This window comes from Woeseia oceani (assembly GCF_001677435.1).
In the GTDB taxonomy this organism is placed as follows: domain Bacteria; phylum Pseudomonadota; class Gammaproteobacteria; order Steroidobacterales; family Woeseiaceae; genus Woeseia; species Woeseia oceani.
Map to the genome: position 1 here is coordinate 3,063,576 of NZ_CP016268.1, position 18,183 is coordinate 3,081,758.

Genomic DNA, 18,183 nt, shown 5'->3' on the forward strand with positions numbered 1-18,183 from the left:
CTCCAAGATGGCAACTGGGCCAAGGTAATGAAAGTCTGGATCGGAAGGAAATGCCCTAGGGCGGCTCTACGTGAACCTGCCCCTTGATACCTGCTCCTTAGTCGGAAACCGCGCCGGATAAGGCGTGGGCCCCAAACTGCAGCAGACGTACCACAATCTGGTCTGAAGCTCCCCTAACCTGGTTGTCATGCCACTGGGCAAACTGGCTACAGTGCCCAAGGCTTTTTTCGACGATATTATTATTGCGGAAATATACTAGCATAGCCCTTATTGAACGCGTAATAGCGCTATGCCAGCAGTTACCTGCCCCTGCTAACCGGGGAGCCACGTTACCCAGGCAGCCCCTTCGCATAGTCTGCAACCGGCCATAGCCAAGCGCACTGGCGTAGCCTTGCACCCACCGAACGGTTTTTATCGTGCAGCCGCTTGTGGTACGCGGCCGGAGTCTAGCTCAGCAGACTATCTGCATTCCCACTGACAGCCCCATTTCAGAAATTGCGACGTAGTCGAATCGGAGATTATTGTCCAATCGAAACCACCACCGGGCAACAGCTCACGACTTGTGTCTGCGCTCACCACAGCAGCGTATGCAATCGGCACATTAGTGTGTCCGCGGGCATACTGCAGGCCGCAAGTGACGACAGGACGGACGCGGAACAACAGTGCCGCAAAATTTTATTGCGACATCGGAGGCCATCTGATGTCCGTCGATAGCGACGAATAAAACTGATAGAGTCGCGCTCCGAACTTCACCCGCTTAGCTACAACTCCGACAACAATCAAGGTGTATTTTAATATGCAAGCGAGCAAAAACGTCGATCGAGGAAATTTCTGGCAGGCATTCGGACCGGGAATTTTGTTCGCCGGGGCCGCAATCGGTACCTCACATCTCGTGCAATCAACACGCGCCGGAGCGGTGTTCGGGCTGGGCCTGCTGGGGATCATCATATTCGCGAATTTCATCAAATACCCCGCGTTCCGTTTCGGACCGCAGTACGCGGCCGCCACTGGAAAATCACTGGTCGAAGGCTATTTCCAGATGGGCCGCTGGGTCCTGGTGCTTTACCTGCTTGGTGAAATTGCCGTGATGGCGATCATCATTGCTGCTACCGCAACGGTTACCGCTGCAATCCTGATGGCCAATGTCGGCGTCAGCGCCGACATCCGCTACACGAGTATCGGACTCATAGTCTTTGGCGTTTTCGTCCTCAGTTTCGGTGGCTACAAACTGCTCGATCGACTGACGAAAATCTTCGTTGCCATCCTTACCGTTGCCACAGTCATTGCCGCGATAATTTCTTTACCGAGCGTTGAATGGAAGTTCGGCCAAATTCTGTTTCCCTTGTCGGACCTGCAGACGCTGGGCTTCGTGATTGCCCTGATGGGATTCATGCCATCGGCGCTGGATTTGGCTGTCATGCAATCTCTGTGGTCGGTAGCCAAACAGAAGGCCAGCGGTGTAAGGCCTTCATTGAAGCACGCAATGACCGACTTCAACATCGGCTATTTCGCATCCGCGGTGCTGGCGATCTGCTTTCTCATCATGGGTGCGGGTGTGATGCACTCGACCGGCGAAACTCCGGCGCCCGGTGCGGCCGCATTCGCCGAACAGGTCATTAATCTGTACACAACCAACCTCGGTCGAGGCACTGGCGCAATCGTCGGTATTTCGGCGATGCTCGTAATGTTTACCACGTTGATCGCGGTACTCGACGGTTTCCCACGACTGCTGGCGACGTGTTTGGCGTTGCTGAAACGTGCCCCGGGCGACACGGAACTCAATATTGAGAAATCAACGCTGTTGCGTGGCAGCACACTGTTCCTCGTGATTGCCGCATCGTTGGCCTTGCTGTTCCTGATGAGTTCGTTCCAGACTTTCGTTGATTTCGTCACCATTACGGCGTTTGTGGTTAGCCCGATTACAGCAGTACTCAATCACCTGGCCATGTTCTCACCAAGCGTACCGGCGGAATATCGACCGAACGCATTGCTCCGAAACTGGAGCCTGCTCGGCATCGTCGCTCTTTCCGGACTTGCGCTGATGTTTGTCTACGTGCGTTTCTTCTAAGCCTGCGGGTTGCACAGACTGCATTAAGCCAGCATCGCGCCTGCAAAATGAAAGTCTTCCGGCGGTCAACATTGACCGCCGGAAGACGCTGACGTTTTCGCCCAAGGCCGAATTACTCATACTGCGAATTCGCACCCATCGATTTCAGTTCGACACTCGTTAGTGATCGCCAACTGCTGGAGGCGACCTTCCCTGTAAGATCAGATATAAGTACTCACTCTCCCTTCGGCAGCAAGCAGACCGAACGCAGGAACCAAGTCAAAAACTCGCCAGAGTTGGCGTGCAACCGCACCCCTGACTAATGCCATTGGTACCGCCAAGCTTGCCCGCATGGCGACACGCGGAAATTCATTGACCCGGTTGCCGGAGTAGGCTGTAAGCGGTGCACTGACGAGCGTCGAACAGGCCCGCGAACAGTATCGCGCTGTAAGTTTAGGACCAGAAAGCAATAGTCTACGCGACCCGGCCAGTGCGGCCGGCAGCCCGTACTTTGTCATGCGCTTGCGCCGCCTGTGCACACCAGGTCGCCGCTGAACTACTCCAAATATTGGCAACTTCCGACGGCCTGAAGTATGTTCAACGACACTCAATAGAGTCACCGTCAACACTCAAGGACTCCAGCGTGATCCGCACTGAAACTGACCTGCAGGAATGCCGCAGACTCTGGTCGATATTTTCACCGCAGCAGGATGCGTGGGATGACTGGGACCTGATGTACGCGTTCCACGACCAGGACAAGCATCGTTTGAACTTCCTTGTTCATCAGTCCGACGACGAGACGCCCAACGGATTGATCCCACTCGTTTACGACACCGGCCTGAACCGTTACATGCTGATGGGTGGCAGCTACCCTGATGGCCGGATTCTGTGGCTGAGGTATGAGGATTTTCCAGAGTTCTTCGGGCAGTTCCCTGAACGAACGGTCTTGTTCGACCTCAAGCAAAGCTGGGTCAGCGGACTGTTGCAACTCCACCCGGAGTTCGACTCGTATTTCGCCGAACCCGACCTGCGGTATTACCTCGCGCCGCCTGACTTCGGGTTTGACTTCGACAAACACCTGGACACGTTGCCAGCCGACAAGAAGCCGAAATTTCTTTACGATCTTCGCAACATACGCAAGCGCGAACCAACACTGCAGTGGAGTGAAAAGGACGAAGCGGAACTGTTTATCGACCTGGTAAACCGCAACTTCGGCGCTGAGTCCGATTACGCCAACCCGGAAGACGCTCTTGAAGTTCGCCGGGTGGTGCACGAACTCGAGAGTAGCGGTCGACTCAGGACGATGACCATCGAAATCGATGGTGTCAGGCAAGCCGTTTCGTTGTCTTTGCTGCACAACAACAAGATGGTCGCGCTCTACGCTTCCAGCAACAACGACTACAACAACCTCGGCAAGCTGCTCAACGTCGAAACAATCAATGAAGCCTGCCGACTGCGCGTCGACGAGATCAGTTTTATGGTTGGCATGCAGTGGAAGGCTAACTGGAAGATGACCAGTGAACCTTGCAACACCTTTCGCAAACCGGTAGCCCCATGGTCTGCAGAATAGAAGCCAGTTTGCGTTAGCCATGCAAGGTAATGCCCTGCCAATGCTCTTCGTTTCAAAACAGAACATTCCAGACAGAGAAAGTAGCGATCTAACAGTACTGCAAGTGCCTATTGATTTGCGTACGGGAATTCCGCAGGGATTGCGACAAGTTCGGTAACGGGAAAATCCACATAACTCATAGCGAACATAGCGAGTAACGAATCGTGGCTGTATTAATTGCCGGCGGAGGTATTGCGGGGCTGACCCTGGGCCTCACACTGCATCAGATTGGCGTGCCATTTCGCATTTACGAACGTAGCGCACGTTTGGCACCGCTCGGCGTTGGCATTAATTTGCAGCCTAACGCCGTGCGTGAACTGTACGACCTGGGCTTGAAACCAATGCTTGAGCGCGTCGGTATACGTACTCGCGAATACGGTTTTTTCTCAAAGTCCGGACGCGAAATCTGGGTAGAGCAACGGGGCAAATGGGCCGGTTACCATTGGCCGCAGTACTCCATTCACCGCGGAAAATTGCAGATGGCACTGCTCGATGAGTTGATTGCGAGAGCAGGACCGGAGTGCGTCGTGCCGGGGCACCGGGCAATCGCATTCAGCAACAAGGAGTCTGCAGCGGAACTCACACTCGAATCGGGCGATCGCATCCAAAGCGTGGAAGGCGAGTTGGTCATCGGTGCCGACGGCATCCACTCGGCCATCCGTGCGCAGATGTACCCGGACGAAGGCGAGCCCATCTGGAACGGAGCACTGCTATGGCGCGGCACTACGATAGCCAAGCCGTTTCGCACTGGCGCATCAATGGCACTTGCGGGTCACGACGACCAACGCATAGTGCTGTATCCCATCAGTGCAGCGGATGCAAAAACCGGTCTGGCCACCATCAACTGGATTGCTGAGCTTCGCGTCGACCCGGCCCAGGCATGGCGCAAGGAAGACTGGAATCGCCCGGCCGATCTGGCCGAGTTCCTGCCAGCATTCGAGCATTGGCAGTTCGATTGGCTGGATGTACCCGCACTCATACGCGGCGTGGACAAAGTGTACGAATACCCGATGGTAGACCGCGATCCGGTGGACCGCTGGACCGACGGCCGCGTGACCCTGATGGGCGACGCGGCCCATCCCACCTACCCGGTTGGTTCCAACGGTGCCAGCCAGGCCATTGTTGATGCCCGGGTCATTGGTGCCGAGTTTCTCGCCCACGGAGTTAACGCCGATGCGTTACTCGCTTACGAACAGAGAATCCGGCCGCACACACGAAACGTCATACTGGCCAATCGCGGCAGTGGTCCCGATAGAATCATGCAAATAGTGGAGGATCGCTGTGGTGGTGACTTCGAACATATCGAACAGGTCATTACTAACGAGGAACTGACCGCGCACGCCGCTGCGTACAAATCCATAGCGGGCTTCGCTGTTGACGCGTTGAACGCGAGCCCGCCGACGATCGAAATGAACCAGCTTGAATAGAGCGCCCCTAAGTGGTCGGTATTACGAAAGGGGGGCTGACAATTCGCTCTTCGGGCGCGCTACGCGCGTCCAAACAGGCTACGCCTCATTGTCGAACCGGCGGCCCTGCGGGCCGCATGAGCTTCGAACCTTGTCGATACCGCAAATAAAAAAGGGCCCCCGTTGGGGACCCTTTTGTATTTGGCGCGCCCGGAAGGATTGACGGCGTCGCCTGCGGCGACTTGCCCTGCGGGCGCGCTACGCGCGTCCAAACAGGCTGCGCCTGTTTGTCGAACCGGCGGCCCTTCGGGCCGCATGAGCTTCGAACCTTGTCGATACCGCAAATAAAAAAGGGCCCCCGTTGGGGACCCTTTTGTATTTGGCGCGCCCAGAAGGATTCGAACCTCCGACCGCCTGGTTCGTAGTTAGCCCACTAGCTCGTAAGTAATTGTAAATATTGACAAACCGCAGGGGCGCTCGTTGCATCAAAAGCCCGACTCTGCACAACGATGCAGAACTTAATCACGCAAATCTCCCGCACATTCCTGTCCGTATCCGAATCGATTCATCTTCCGAACAGTACGCGCCGTTGACTCCTGCCTTCGGAGCACGCCAATTCAATTGTCAGTATCTAACTTTATTGAAACTAACTGGTGGAACGTCCATTGCAAATGCAGTATTCATCATAGCCGTGCAGCATTCAGTCACGCAATCCTCACACAGCAAAGTGTTCGTCAACCCCTTGCCCAGTTTTCCGCCGTAACATTCCCCATCTTTGCCGACCCGGCTGAAAATCGGCCGATCAACTCAACATCTTCGAGCAAGCGATCATGCGCATGGACGTGCAATGGCCAGCGGGCGGCGTCTACCGTCCGCGCGACTCATGGGCCAGCCGCTTCAATGTGTTCGCTGACATGGCCCTGAACGCGGTGCCGCCGGCCTACGCTATCGGCCCGTCGAAGTCTAGCTCCTTAAGCGTTTCCTCGCCTAATGCGATTTGCGCTTCTGCTCTGCCCCGCCTCTATCGCGATGAGGGTGGTCATGACTACTTGCTTGCCCGCCTGTGCAAGACTCGTATCGTAAAGAGCTAGATCAACTAGTCTGCTAGCGTTTCCATGAGTGTACTCATTTCAAAATTCAGCAAAAACTCCGAATAGTAGCTATCGAAAATGTCTTTCAGATATTCCGAGAGATCGACATCTTCAAGCGAGTTTGCGTCATCTGTCTTCGGTTTGGTAATCTGGTAGTTCCTATTCTTGCTAATCATGTAAAGGAACAGCGTGTGGAAGTAAACAGCAGATACATAGCGCTTATCGGCCACCATCAATTGCTCTTCAGATCGCAAACTAGATTTGTAAGTTTTTAGGACGCTACTGTCCATGTTCACAAAAATCGCATCGAGTTTGTCGCCTTCAACAAACGGATGCATGACCGTCGAGAAATCCATCTCCACGAAGTCCAAATCGCCCCAACACTTGAACCCTTCTTTGGGCGCTTCAAAAACTTCCTGCAATCTGGGCAGGCCGATATTGTCCTCATCTTTCTCGGGATCAGGGGTCGTCTTCGGTGTCTGTTTCTTGTCGGATATTTGAACAATAAATATCTGGTCCATACCCCCTTCAGGTGACGAAAGGGATGCATTGATCTTTATGGTATCACCGACATTGACCTTTTCTGTCGGATTGATATTGACACGAATTTTCCCTTTGCTTGGGCTGGATATCGAGACATCAATCACCGCTCCAGGCTCTTTCGGGTCGCCGAGTGCCTTACCCCCTTTTGATTCGTTGGTGGTATGCGAGAGTACCGTAATCTTTAGATCGCCAGGCTCCTCCACCCGGTCGAAATATTGATCTTCAACATCGGTGGAAAATGAAAGCGCCTTCTCGCCCCCAAGCGGAATATTGGTTAGCGGAATCTGATCTGCGTCCTTCATTTTGAGATCAACATCGAATACAGACGGAAATCTTTTCGGAATGAACGGAATTTCCTTCTTGGCACTACGCTTTTTCTTGTTTTGCTCCTTCTTCTTGTCCTTCTTCTTGCCCTTGATATCGAGGGTGAACGTGTTGCCGAGCAATCTCATCAGGTCCTTGTTCATCGGAAGGTGATTGCTGAAATCCTTTAGCAAGTCCTCGGCACTATCGGACTGTGTGGTGATCGAGTCCTTCCATTCCTTATAGATTTCCTTGAGACGCCCTTTCGTTAATATGTCTGCCACGAGCTTTCTAAGATACGTCCCCTCCTCCCCGTTCTTAAGGCGGTCGCGGGACCCCATGAAAAGCTCAGTGCGAAAACTACTTTTGAGGTTTGTGCAGTCAACATGAATCAGCAGGTAATCTTTCAGCAGGTTGAATTTGAGAGAACGCGTAATGAACTCCGACGTGTAGCCGCCATGGACTTGCCCGTTCAGGGAAAACATCACGGACATGTTGTTTTTGAAAAATTCTCTGCTTATGGTCCCCTTGGTTTCTTTGGCTGACTTGCCGTCTATACGCGGGTTAAAGACATAGACGGTTACTTTCAGGGACCCGATATCGGCGTCGCTATGTGACTCGGAAAAGAATGTTCTTATGTACTTGCTGCCGTCTTCTTCCAGTCTCCGCTTAAGACCGTACAGATGTCGTTCCAGCGCCCGGTCCTTCGGAAACCGTTCCTTGATGTCTATCGTGTAAACAGGCAAAGCTGGCTCAAACAGAAATTCGTTGATGCTTTGATTGAGGTCGCGTGAGATAACCGATCTCGACCCTGACGGCAGATTGTAGGAATAGAGCTTGATGATCGTTCCGGTCGTAAAGTCACGGTTGTGAAGACCCAGGTCAAGCGAATCGATATCGAAAGCAGGAATCTTGCCGTCGATAAGCAAATACTCGTACCAGGTATTCTTTCTGGTCTTTTCTTCCTCCGCACTCAACGGGTGCTTGCGCATGATCGTAAAGCCGAACTTGCCGCTCTTATCAAATCGTTTGGAGGCGACGAGCTGGTATCTCTTTTTTCCGCAGAATACCACCGCTCCCGCGCCACCCATGTTGTATTTTCCCTGGACGAAACGGATTTCATTCTTGTTGCCGCGCAACAGAGACAGGAATGTGCCGCCAAAGTCATCCGGATGCTGGCCTTCACCATCATCGTAGATGACCAACGAAGTATCGTTTCGCGGACCCCTAGCGAGTATTTGTATCGACTCTGCCTGGATTGCACGTTTGCCCGGCAAATCCCAACTTTGCGAGGTTTTAAAGAAAGCGTGTATCGCTTCACTGACAGACTTTGGTGCCTCGAAGCTTTTGGGATCAATGCCCTCTTCATAGCAACGGCGCATCAGGATTGCGTCAATAGAATTGGTAATTTTCTCGACCAGAGCAGGTACAGGTGAAGCCTGCTGATTTTCAATGACGCCGAAGAAGCTTTCGTTGTCGCCGTAGGGAGTCCACGAAACCTGAGGGGTTTCCGCTATGGTCTGGATGACGCCGTCTAACTCATCCTCTGTATCAGCGTCGTAAAACTGTGAGAACAGTTTTTCCAGATTCATGCGGTCTTCCTACTGTTTGGCCTAGCGGCGATCATTTAAGAGAAAACTTCGTTTCGCGCTTCCCACCGGCATTCTTAAAACGCTCCCGACATGACTTTAATTCCCTGTTGAGGGCCAGGAAAATCTTCTCAGCATCTTCCTGCGTGTAGTCGTAATTGGAACGATTCGACAAGTTCCCTATGAGTTCTATGGCCTTGATCGCGCTATTTACGCGCTTATTGGCCAACCGAACGAATTTCTCTCTGTCTGTTTCTGTCATGGTGGCTTGGTAGAATACAGAAATATCGGTACATGTCCAATATATACAAGCTTATCTACGTAATACGTCGTATTAACGCGAATATTTGGATTACATAACGCCCTGCAGGGGACATATGGAGCATAGCTTGGGGGCTGTCGGATCGCGCCAAGCGACTAAGATGCTGAAAACCGGACGAATCCGGGTGCGCACAGAGGCGCTAGACGAGCTGATCGGGAAGCTCGATCTCGTCGTCGCCGGTTTCCCTGCGATAGCGGTCCAGCAACTTTCCTTCCGAGTATTTTGAGCAATCGAGCATATAGAGAAGAATTTCGCGCAGCGTCACTTTGTGAGAGTTCAGCATTGTTGACGTACTTGTATCCCACATCAAATCGGCAAAAGGCTCCTCATTAAGGTCCCTGGGCAATAGGGCCGCCTGTTTCACGGCTTGAGCGAGTGACATCTTGCTCGTCAGTGTCGCAACGATCCTCGTGAAAATTTCGAGACCAATAGGACGGAACAGTGCATTGCCCCCGTGACTGCCGCGATACTCTCCTACGACTGCCGACGAATCCTCCGCATCGAAGAACTCGTCGAGTTCCTCGAAGTTCCGCCTGAGAGCGGTGAAGTAGCTCTTGGCATACTTGAAATACGCATCGAGTTCTTCATCAGGGGGGCGGACGCGCTGCAGATCCGCCTTCTTCTTCTTGAGATCGAACCTGGAATTGGTAAACAGAATGGTTAAGACATCGTACAGGTTACCGATCGTCGTTAGGCTCGAAGTGTTCTTGACCGGCATATTATTGGAAGCAACGAAAGCGACGCGTGTTCCGGCAAACATATCGGTCTTCTCGATAAGTCGGCGCACACAAATGGCCATGGCGTCATCTTCATCGAGCGCAATGATATCTCCCTTCGAAACCGGACGCGCCGTCTTGTTCAGCGTTGTGAACAACCTTCTCGTACGCTCCAGCCCTTTCGCGGTTTCCTTATGCGCGACGAAAATGACCGAAAGTTCATCATGCGGGTCCTGGTCCAATCCGTCCTTGACAGTTTTCTTGATTCCCGCCAGGCGGTGTTGACCGTCAAGCGCGAAGAGTTTCTCATCGCCGCGAAGCGTGAGGAATCCGACAGAGCCGATCGTATCGTCATCAAGGTCTTTGAGGTCGGGCTTCTTTGCCTTACTTCGGATATCTGACAGGGCATGCCAGTTCGGGTCCCCGCCATAGGTTGCCACGACCAGAGAATTGAAGAAGCGCTCCGGCTGCGTTTTCAGGTATTTTGAAATCTGATCGCTACGTCCGGTCTTGAGTTGCCTCTGGATCATGTCCGAAAGCTGCTTGTTCTGATGAACCTCAGCGGCGTATTGGACCCGATCACTGATTTCCACGATATCCATGAGGCATGAATAGAATACCCAGTCTCCCATGATCCCGCGAAGCGCGGGCAAAGCAATTTGTTCGGTCTTCGCTTTACTCATCTAAATGCCCTTCTCTTTCTTTTCGTGGCGGCATCCAGGTCCCCTTCCGAAAACACCGGTAGCAGCGCAGTATTGAGCTGCTTTTCAAGCATTTGCAGTTCGTCCGAGGATACGTCATCACCAATTGGAGCAAAATAAAATCGCAAGACCTTATGCCAGGTCCCGATCATGCGGGCGATGCGCTCACGTTTGAGAACCTTTTTTGCGTTCAGATAGTCTTTGTAGCGCGCCCTCAGAGGTCGATCGGAATTCCTTCCTGCTATACCAACATACAGAACGCAGCAATTCGGTGGCAGGACGTTGTTCTCATGGCAAATGGCGAACGCATACACGCCTCTTCTGTCATCGGGAACGTTATTGACTTCGGCGCCCCCATAGAGAACTGATTCCCAGTCAAGCTGATCTAGTCCGTACGCATCAGCCATGAGTTTATCCGGCGAAAGCGTGACCTCGACCTTGAATCTGCCAATATCATCATGGGCTTCATTCACAAAATCGACTACGGACTCAAGATCCAATGTGAGCCTCCGTTATTCTCTTTGACCTTCATGCTTCTACCACAAATGGCATGCCTACTTATGGCACGCAAGACAAACCTTCGCTTTGCCATAGAGATCATCAATATCCAGAGGCTCCGCGTCCGGTCTGAGCGGATTGGGAAGAGCCTTTGATTTCATACGCTCCAGGCGATCTGCATGATCCTTCTTGATCTGCTCTACGCGCTCGGGTTTTTCCAGCTCATCGAGAGATTCACCCTGACACCATGTAAAAGGCGAACCGTGGTCGAGTGCGTTCTTCTCGTAAGCTTTGGCCTGCTCAAACGCCTCCGGATGCTGGTCTTTCAATCTCACCCATTCAATCTTTTGCTGGAAAAAACAAAATGTACAGCCGCTTCGTGTCCGCCACGCGTAATATTTCGGTAGGCCAAGCCCTGCCCCGTCAAGAATTTCCAGGACACCGGCTTTATCCACACCGTCTTCCTTGAAGGGAAGCTTCACGATGAGATTATCGTGCTTGGATGTATAGCCCTCGCGGTATTCCTCATCAGATCGGATGGCGACATAGGTGTATACGGTCGTGTCTTCAAGCATCGGTCTGATCCATTGCTCGAACGGACGGAGCTTGAGTTGCCGCGTACACCATCTTGTTTGGGCAGAGGGAAGGAAATCGTTGTACGTCTTCAGCCAGAAGTCGAAGTCGCGATCGGGGTTTAGCCGCCGGATCGGCTGACCGAGAAATCCTTCGAGGCGTCCGAGGTACTCGTAGACTTCCGGGAGTTCCTTGCCCGTATCTGTGAAAAAGTACTCGAGGGTGAGTTCCGGGTGATGCTGACGCATGTAGACCGCGAGCGCCGCACTATCGCGCCCGCCGGAAAGCCCCAATACGTGTTTGACCTGTTCTGTTTTCAAGAAGCGATCTTTCCATTTTGTTTCTTTTGTTTTGGCGATGTCTGCATGAACCGCGCACTAATCTCTGCCAGCGCAGCCAAAATAATGGCCCGCCGCTTGTCGTCCGAATCTTCCAGAGCGGCGGATACGCGCTCGATAAGGTCATTGATGCTCGCCCGGTCCGTATCAGCAACGTCGAATTCTTCAAGATACGGGGTCGGACTGCCATCCATGCCGATGACCACGGCCATGGACTGTCTCTTCTCCGTTCGGCCTTTCACGCGCGCAAACGTCTCGGCACGAACAAATTTCTGAGACAGTTCGGCAATCTCGATAGCCGATTGGTCAAGATCGGGATCAACCCAGTCACGCGGAGGCTTGTTGGCCGCGAGGCTCGCGATACCCTCGAAAGTCTCATCACTTCCGTCAAATTGCGACAACCGGCCTACAAAGGCTTCAAGCCGGAAATCACCTGCGAGCTGGCGTATGTTGTTCGCGCGGCTCCGCAATTCAGAAATGGCGTGAGAAGAATTATTGGGAACCTGCAATTCGGAAAGCATGATCTCACGCAACCGCCGGATCATCGAGGGATAAGCCAGTACCAGCTCTTCCAGCCCTTCCCGTACACTGTCAAGAACATCCTGGAGGTCCTCGCTCAGCGCAGCATCTTCGCCGAGTGTTCCCGGAATATCATCGAACAAAAACTTGTTCGGGTCCTTGGCACGCTTGAACAATTCGCGCACACGCACAGCGTTGGCAGAAAGCTGCATGGTCCGTTTGGTCCAGTTTGGCAACTGATCGTAGATCGCAACAAGACCGCGAGCAACATCAATCGGTTCAAGATGGACGAGCGTGTTTGCGCGGTCTAAATCCCTGACAACCTCCGCCATGCCGGAGAGAAGTGCGCGCGATACCTCGCTCAAATCCATCCAGCGTAACTGGATGGATTCTGCGTCTCTGGCCATATACTCGACATCAAGATCATCGAACCGCGCCCTGAATATACCTTCACGGTAAACAGCAAGCTTCTCGCGTTGTGACAGAACAAACGCAACGGCCAGGATCGGCATGAGACCGTCTTTGACCCCAAACGGCGGCGCCCGCCAGATATCGCAGAGTTCCGCGATCTGAACCGTACGGTTCGCGTTGTCACGGACGTGGTTGAGCGCCACCTCCCAAAGAGGGGCTAGGCAATTCGGGTCGGCCTCGGCATTGGGCGTAAGAAAACTCCACTTGTCAGAACCGGTGTTGGTATACAGCCCGGTTGATTCAAGAATGGATGCAAACAACCCGCCTTCTGCTGGAAACCCGTCAATACCAAGGCGGGCCTCGCCCTCGTTCATGATCATGCGACGCAATAGATTATTCTGGGCGGCTACAGCATTGCTTGACGGCTTCTGCCTGTTGAGCAATTCGTTGTGAAGTCTCGGGCACTTGTCAAACCGGCGATCGGCCAGTTCCGATGCGATGCTGTTCAGATCAGCCTGCCGCATAATCTCCGGCTGGTGGTTTTTCCTGAACCAGAGCGCGTTATCAAACGATTTGTGCAATTCGGTTTCGAGCACGGCTTGAAGCGCCGCAAGGCGCGCCGAAACTTCCCTTCGTGCGACCTTATCCCCTGCAAGCTCGGGATGGTTATTGCTGACGTTATCCAAAGCGAACAACTCACGGGCCAGTGGGATAACAGCCCAGGACTGTTTGGATATGCCGACAACGATGTCCCATTCGTTGCTGTGCCGTGCGGCCTTTCGGCAGTTGTCCTCGGCACGTTTCTCGCTTTCTCCCTCAGTCGGAACAGCAAGAAGAAACTGGCCGATGGCGCTACCTTTCGGCTCGTATTGCGATGCGAACTCGACAATGTCGCATATGGGAACAATATTGACGTCGAACCAGCGCAGTGCGCCCGTTTCGTGATAGTGCCGCTTGGCAAGAACCGGCTGAAGTCCAGCGAGCGATTTGAGATTCTCAAGATCGATCTCGTCGATGTCCTCAAGCGCGGTGCGAACGGCGCGGTCTATATCGAAATCACTTCCCGCAAAAATCGCGTGGGCGTCGAGGAATTTCTTGAAGATCGTAAAGGACCACTTGTCCAACTGGGCGAGCGCGTCTTTCATCTTCTTGGCAGTGACTTTCGGCAAACACGCACGAAGCAATTCCGTGTTAGCGACAAGGCCGGAACGCTCTTTAAACAGATCAATAACGGCGATGGTCTTGAGCAAAGATACGTGCAATGCATCCCCGCCGATAGATTCACAGCGTTCTAAGGCTTCCGCCGCCAAGGCCCAACGATGCCCGTCCGGTGACGCCAGAATTGACGGCTCCAGATTCGCCCGCAAGTAATCCCAAAGCTGATCGGGCGTATACAACTCACCGGCTTGCGCGTGGTTGATGAAATCCTGAAAGCCGTGTGGCTCGGCGGAATTTAAGAATCCGAAAATGCTGCGCTGGTTCTGGCCGAAACGCCGCCGTGAAATCGGACCAAGAAGGCTCGCCACGACAGGATGCAACGGCCAGCAGGATTCGAGCATATCCGCAAGTCGCGCGGCATCAGCACGGTCACGCCGGATAAACTTTGAAATTGTGGCTGCGGTCTTGCCGGGCTTTGCGGGCGCATGATCGCTTTCGATTGCTCTGGAAATCAGATCAATCTGTTCTTCACCAGCCGTATCCACCACGAGATCAATAAACCGGCCTTGAATCTTGGCCCATTCATCGCGCATTTCGTGCGACAGACGATGTGCGTATTCCTCGAATGACTGATGCAGGACACCGACAAAAATAAGACGGCCATTGCTGCGGGACGCGGCTTCGGCAAGTTCCTGCAGAACAAAAATATCCGAGCCGTCTTGCGCTGCGGCTTCGAGGAACTTGCCCATCTCGTCGATGAAGACAATCAGACCGCCATGCGTCTTGGGCTTGGATGCTGCTGCCTCGCTCAGAGCTTTGATCAGATTCGTTTCATTCCAGCCCCCGCGAGGGGTACGCGTAACGATCCCTGCATTCTTGACAGCCTCACCGATAACCTTAACCGGTGCATCGCGCCGACCGACCACGGGAACGACGCGCCATCCCTTCGTGCCTGTCGGTAAGGCATCCCACATCGTTTTGGTGAGCTGCTTGCCAAAAACCTTGGCCGCTTGTTTCTGTAATCCTGCGTTGCCGTTCAACAAGGCGCTCAATGCAACAACAAGACTCGACTTGCCGCTGCCATAAGGCCCGGTCCACGTAAAAGCGCCCTGCCCTGTCTCGGATACGTGTCGGGCAAGCGTCATCATAACTTCTGCGGAGGATTGCGGACAGACAAATCCGTCGAGCGCGTTCGCCTCGCCGAGATCGGCATCGATGCGAATTGAGCGTAGGAAGCGGCGTGCTATCCGCACGCGCTTGTTCAGTCCCATCAGGCAGCCTCCCTTCCTGCGCGTATGCTGTAATCTGTCGGCACATAACCCAATCGGGTGTCTTCATCGAGTTCGATGCTGCGAACAACTTGTTTCAAGCCTGCGGTTTCAGACCACCGCAAAGCGCCGCCTGTTGCATCGTCTAGCCCGGCGAGGCGATCAGCGACATCGTTCTCATCAAAGGCAAAAACGCGTCCCGGACCGCCGGGGGAATAGGCAATTGCTTCAAAGGAAAGCGTTGCCGCGCTTGAATAGCGTGACCAAAAATCCAAGAGCGCATATGTGAATACACCGTCGCCCAAGGTTGATTTCGGGCCGCGCACAAACCGGAACCCGTCTTTCTTACCAATCGCCTTGATCAAGCCTAATTCGGTAAGAGGGGATTCGAGAGCATCGTCATGCCCGACCTTTCCGGTCGGTTGGCGCGCAACATAAGTACGGATGAAACAAGCAACGTCGTTCTTGATCGTGACGTTGGCGACGCGCGGCCACGCGCGGTCTTTGGCGAGCCGCTCAAGCCCTTTGATCAGATTGTCGCGCTCGAACGTAATTGCAGGATAATGACTGAAACACCAGAACCACGTGGTCTTCTCTGGTCGTGCGGCAAGTTGTGAGTGGATCAGCCACAGCGTTGCCGGATGTTCCATATAGGGATCAAGACCGTCAGGGCCGAAAAGCATTTGGCCAAGTTTAGTGGTCTGAACAATGTTAGTGCCCGACCCTTCTTCGATGATTCCTGCTGTCTTGGCCCAATGGCGCATGGAGCGAACCATGTTTTGACCGACACCAAACCGGGCAATGGCGTCTTCGTCCCAACACAGCGATCGGTTGTTTTCTTGGTCTTGCGTCTCGGCCACGCGGTCATAGACCTTCTTCAGCCACCCGTAACGCAGGGGAAAGGTTTCGTGTCCTGAAAATTGAGACTTGTAGTCATCGTGATAGAGCGGTCCGCGTGACATGAGTTCCTCTGGCTACTGGATGTTGCCTCCAGTTCGACTCTATCGTAGGGTACGAATACGGTCAATCGGGAGCTGGAGATTCTCCCCAGTAAAGGCAAGAATCACGCAAAAGCCTTACTGACTCTTGAATACAACACAGGCTATTGTTTTTCAATGACTTTTCCAAAACCCCTCAATTTCGATCATCAGGCAACCACGCCGGTAAACGAGCGGGTTTTGAGCGAAATGCTTCCGTATTTCACGGAGAAAAACGGCAACCCGCATTCCTCAGATCACATTATTGGCTGGCAAAGTTCCGGCGCAGTGGACGATGCTGCACGCAAGATTGCCTTGATGATCGGTGCCGACCAAGACGAGATCGTCTTCACCGCCGGTGCGAGTGAAGCCAACAATCTTGCCCTCCTTGGACTTGCAAAACACGCGGCGCACGGGCCGCGCAACCGCATATTGGTCAGCGCCATAGAGCACAAATGCGTACTTGAAGTCTCAAGAGTGCTGTCAGAGCAATACGGCTACAAGATCGATTACATTCCTGTGGACAACAAGGGCCGTATTCCCGAGGACGCATTCAGCGCCCTACTGGATGAAACCGTGCTAGCAGTGTCTATCATGGCCGTTAACAATGAAATTGGCACGATTCAGGACATAGAAGCCCTTTCGAAAGCGGCTCGACACGCCGGAGCGATTTTCCATTGTGATGCGGCGCAAGCGCCCCTGGCAATGAACATCAGCACCCTCGCCCGCCGCACAGACTTGCTGAGTCTGTCTGCCCATAAGATGTATGGGCCGCAAGGCATCGGGGCGCTTTATATCCGCCGCGATCTTCACGATCAGATCGAACCGCTCATTTATGGCGGTGGACAGCAGAATGGACTTCGCTCCGGCACGGTTCCGGTTGCTTTGTGCGTCGGGATGGGGGCAGCCGCCGAATTGATTTGCGAGGCCGACTCCACTGGCGCAAGAAACTTGCTGCGTGAACGTCGTGATAATTTCGCGCGAAAGGTCCTCCGCCTGAACCCGGATTTCCACATAAACGGACCGTCAAGCAGTTCCCGTCATCCGGGCAATGCGAATATCTGCTTTCGGGGGTACTCGGCAGGCGAGATGCTCAATGCTTTTCAACCGCGATTGGCCGCATCCTCGGGATCAGCCTGCACAACCGGCACGCCGGAACTATCGCACGTCTTGAGAGCAATTGGGCTGTCAGGCGATGATTCTGAGTCGTCGATACGATTCAGCCTCGGATTTGGAACAAGTGAGCAGGACATAGACGCGGCCACGGGAATCGTCGAAGAAACGCTTACCAGCCTGTCAACGGAATTGGCCGATACCGCGTAATTTGCTGCACCTGAATGGCTATGCAAAGACCAAAACGTTGTATTAGCGCATCAAAGCTCGATACCCGGGGGAAGTTCCCTGTTTCTTGGCAAGTTCTGCAGAAACGGGGGCATGAATCGTGCCCCCGTTTCCGCTAGTTTGTCCTCCGGACACGCGATAAAGTTCTCGCATTAACACCGTCGTCGTTGCGGTATACCAACGACACCTGCTCCAACGCTTTATCGGAGCGCCCAAGCGCTTAAAGGGATCGTTGTAACGAGCGCCGCGGCGAAAGCCGTCGATCCCCACTTCAACAGTTAGCTGTTCGCGTCGTTTGTCGACCGGCAACCCATCGGCCAGTGCATTCGCGCCGGCCCTTTAAACTCATTGCGCCAGCTCTTGGTGCAACCCTTCAGTACGCCGCAACAACGCGACGCCGTCCTTGCTGCCGTCATGCCGGATGCGTGACCCAGTAATCGCCTGCGTCAATCCACTGTTGCAACTAAGCCCGTCTTTGTGAGGCGCCCCAGCGCCGCACAGAGACGGGCCTCTTGAACCTGGCGCAAGTCTGCGTCCCAACAGGCTTTGCCCATGCTGCGGCACGGATACATAGCCATCAAAACGCCCTGACCGGCGGCCCGTCAATGGACTGACTGGCGCAGCCCCACCCTATTCCGCGGCTCACGTCGTTCCGGGTGGGTCAGGCGTTTCAACAAATGCAGCGGCAAGCCGAGCGCTGCACCCAGGCCTTAACAATGGCCACCACGCTGTGACCGCCAGCAACCCTGCGGTTTTTCACTCACGCGCCATCA

Annotated in this window: 10 protein-coding genes; 4 read left to right on the forward strand and 6 right to left on the reverse strand. The window is 53.7% G+C overall.

The window, feature by feature from the left end:
* Positions 1-796: 796 nt before the first annotated feature.
* From BA177_RS13875 to BA177_RS13885, 3 genes are all read left to right on the forward strand, one after another.
* The gene (locus BA177_RS13875; RefSeq protein ID WP_068617165.1) at positions 797-2,068 is read left to right on the forward strand and encodes an Nramp family divalent metal transporter; all 1,272 of its coding nucleotides are present in this window, start codon (positions 797-799) and stop codon (positions 2,066-2,068) included.
* A 622-nt stretch (positions 2,069-2,690) separates the two neighbouring features.
* Positions 2,691-3,617, forward strand: coding sequence for a GNAT family N-acetyltransferase (locus BA177_RS13880; protein ID WP_156762839.1), 927 nt, complete (start codon positions 2,691-2,693; stop codon positions 3,615-3,617).
* Between the two features lie 203 nt (positions 3,618-3,820).
* Positions 3,821-5,083 carry a flavin-dependent oxidoreductase gene (locus tag BA177_RS13885; RefSeq protein WP_068617168.1) on the forward strand — a complete coding sequence of 421 codons (1,263 nt, stop codon included), beginning with the start codon at positions 3,821-3,823 and terminating at the stop codon, positions 5,081-5,083.
* Between the two features lie 1,075 nt (positions 5,084-6,158).
* Here the strand turns inward: BA177_RS13885 and BA177_RS13890 are convergent.
* The 6 genes from BA177_RS13890 to BA177_RS13920 all read right to left on the reverse strand — a co-directional run bounded on the left by BA177_RS13890 (position 6,159) and on the right by BA177_RS13920 (position 16,054).
* Complete coding sequence (locus tag BA177_RS13890; protein WP_197493063.1) at positions 6,159-8,591, reverse strand: hypothetical protein; 2,433 nt, start codon at positions 8,589-8,591, stop codon at positions 6,159-6,161.
* Between the two features lie 458 nt (positions 8,592-9,049).
* The gene (locus BA177_RS13900; protein ID WP_068617172.1) at positions 9,050-10,309 is read right to left on the reverse strand and encodes a DGQHR domain-containing protein; all 1,260 of its coding nucleotides are present in this window, start codon (positions 10,307-10,309) and stop codon (positions 9,050-9,052) included.
* Positions 10,306-10,827, reverse strand: coding sequence for a hypothetical protein (locus tag BA177_RS13905; protein WP_156762840.1), 522 nt, complete (start codon positions 10,825-10,827; stop codon positions 10,306-10,308). The genes BA177_RS13900 and BA177_RS13905 overlap by 4 nt, the downstream gene beginning before the upstream one ends.
* 54 nt (positions 10,828-10,881) lie before the next feature.
* Complete coding sequence (locus BA177_RS13910) at positions 10,882-11,718, reverse strand: phosphoadenosine phosphosulfate reductase family protein (RefSeq protein ID WP_068617176.1); 837 nt, start codon at positions 11,716-11,718, stop codon at positions 10,882-10,884.
* A complete protein-coding gene (locus BA177_RS13915) occupies positions 11,715-15,095 on the reverse strand; it encodes a DEAD/DEAH box helicase family protein (RefSeq protein WP_068617178.1) in 3,381 nt (1,126 codons plus the stop codon). Before BA177_RS13915 ends, BA177_RS13910 begins: the two co-directional genes overlap by 4 nt.
* Entirely contained in the window at positions 15,095-16,054 is a 960-nt protein-coding gene (locus BA177_RS13920) for a DUF4007 family protein (RefSeq protein ID WP_068617180.1), read from the reverse strand. Before BA177_RS13920 ends, BA177_RS13915 begins: the two co-directional genes overlap by 1 nt.
* Positions 16,055-16,207: 153 nt before the next feature.
* On the opposite strand from BA177_RS13920, the gene BA177_RS13925 reads away from it, so the two are divergent.
* A complete protein-coding gene (locus tag BA177_RS13925; RefSeq protein WP_068617182.1) occupies positions 16,208-17,392 on the forward strand; it encodes a cysteine desulfurase family protein in 1,185 nt (394 codons plus the stop codon).
* Positions 17,393-18,183 lie beyond the last annotated feature (791 nt).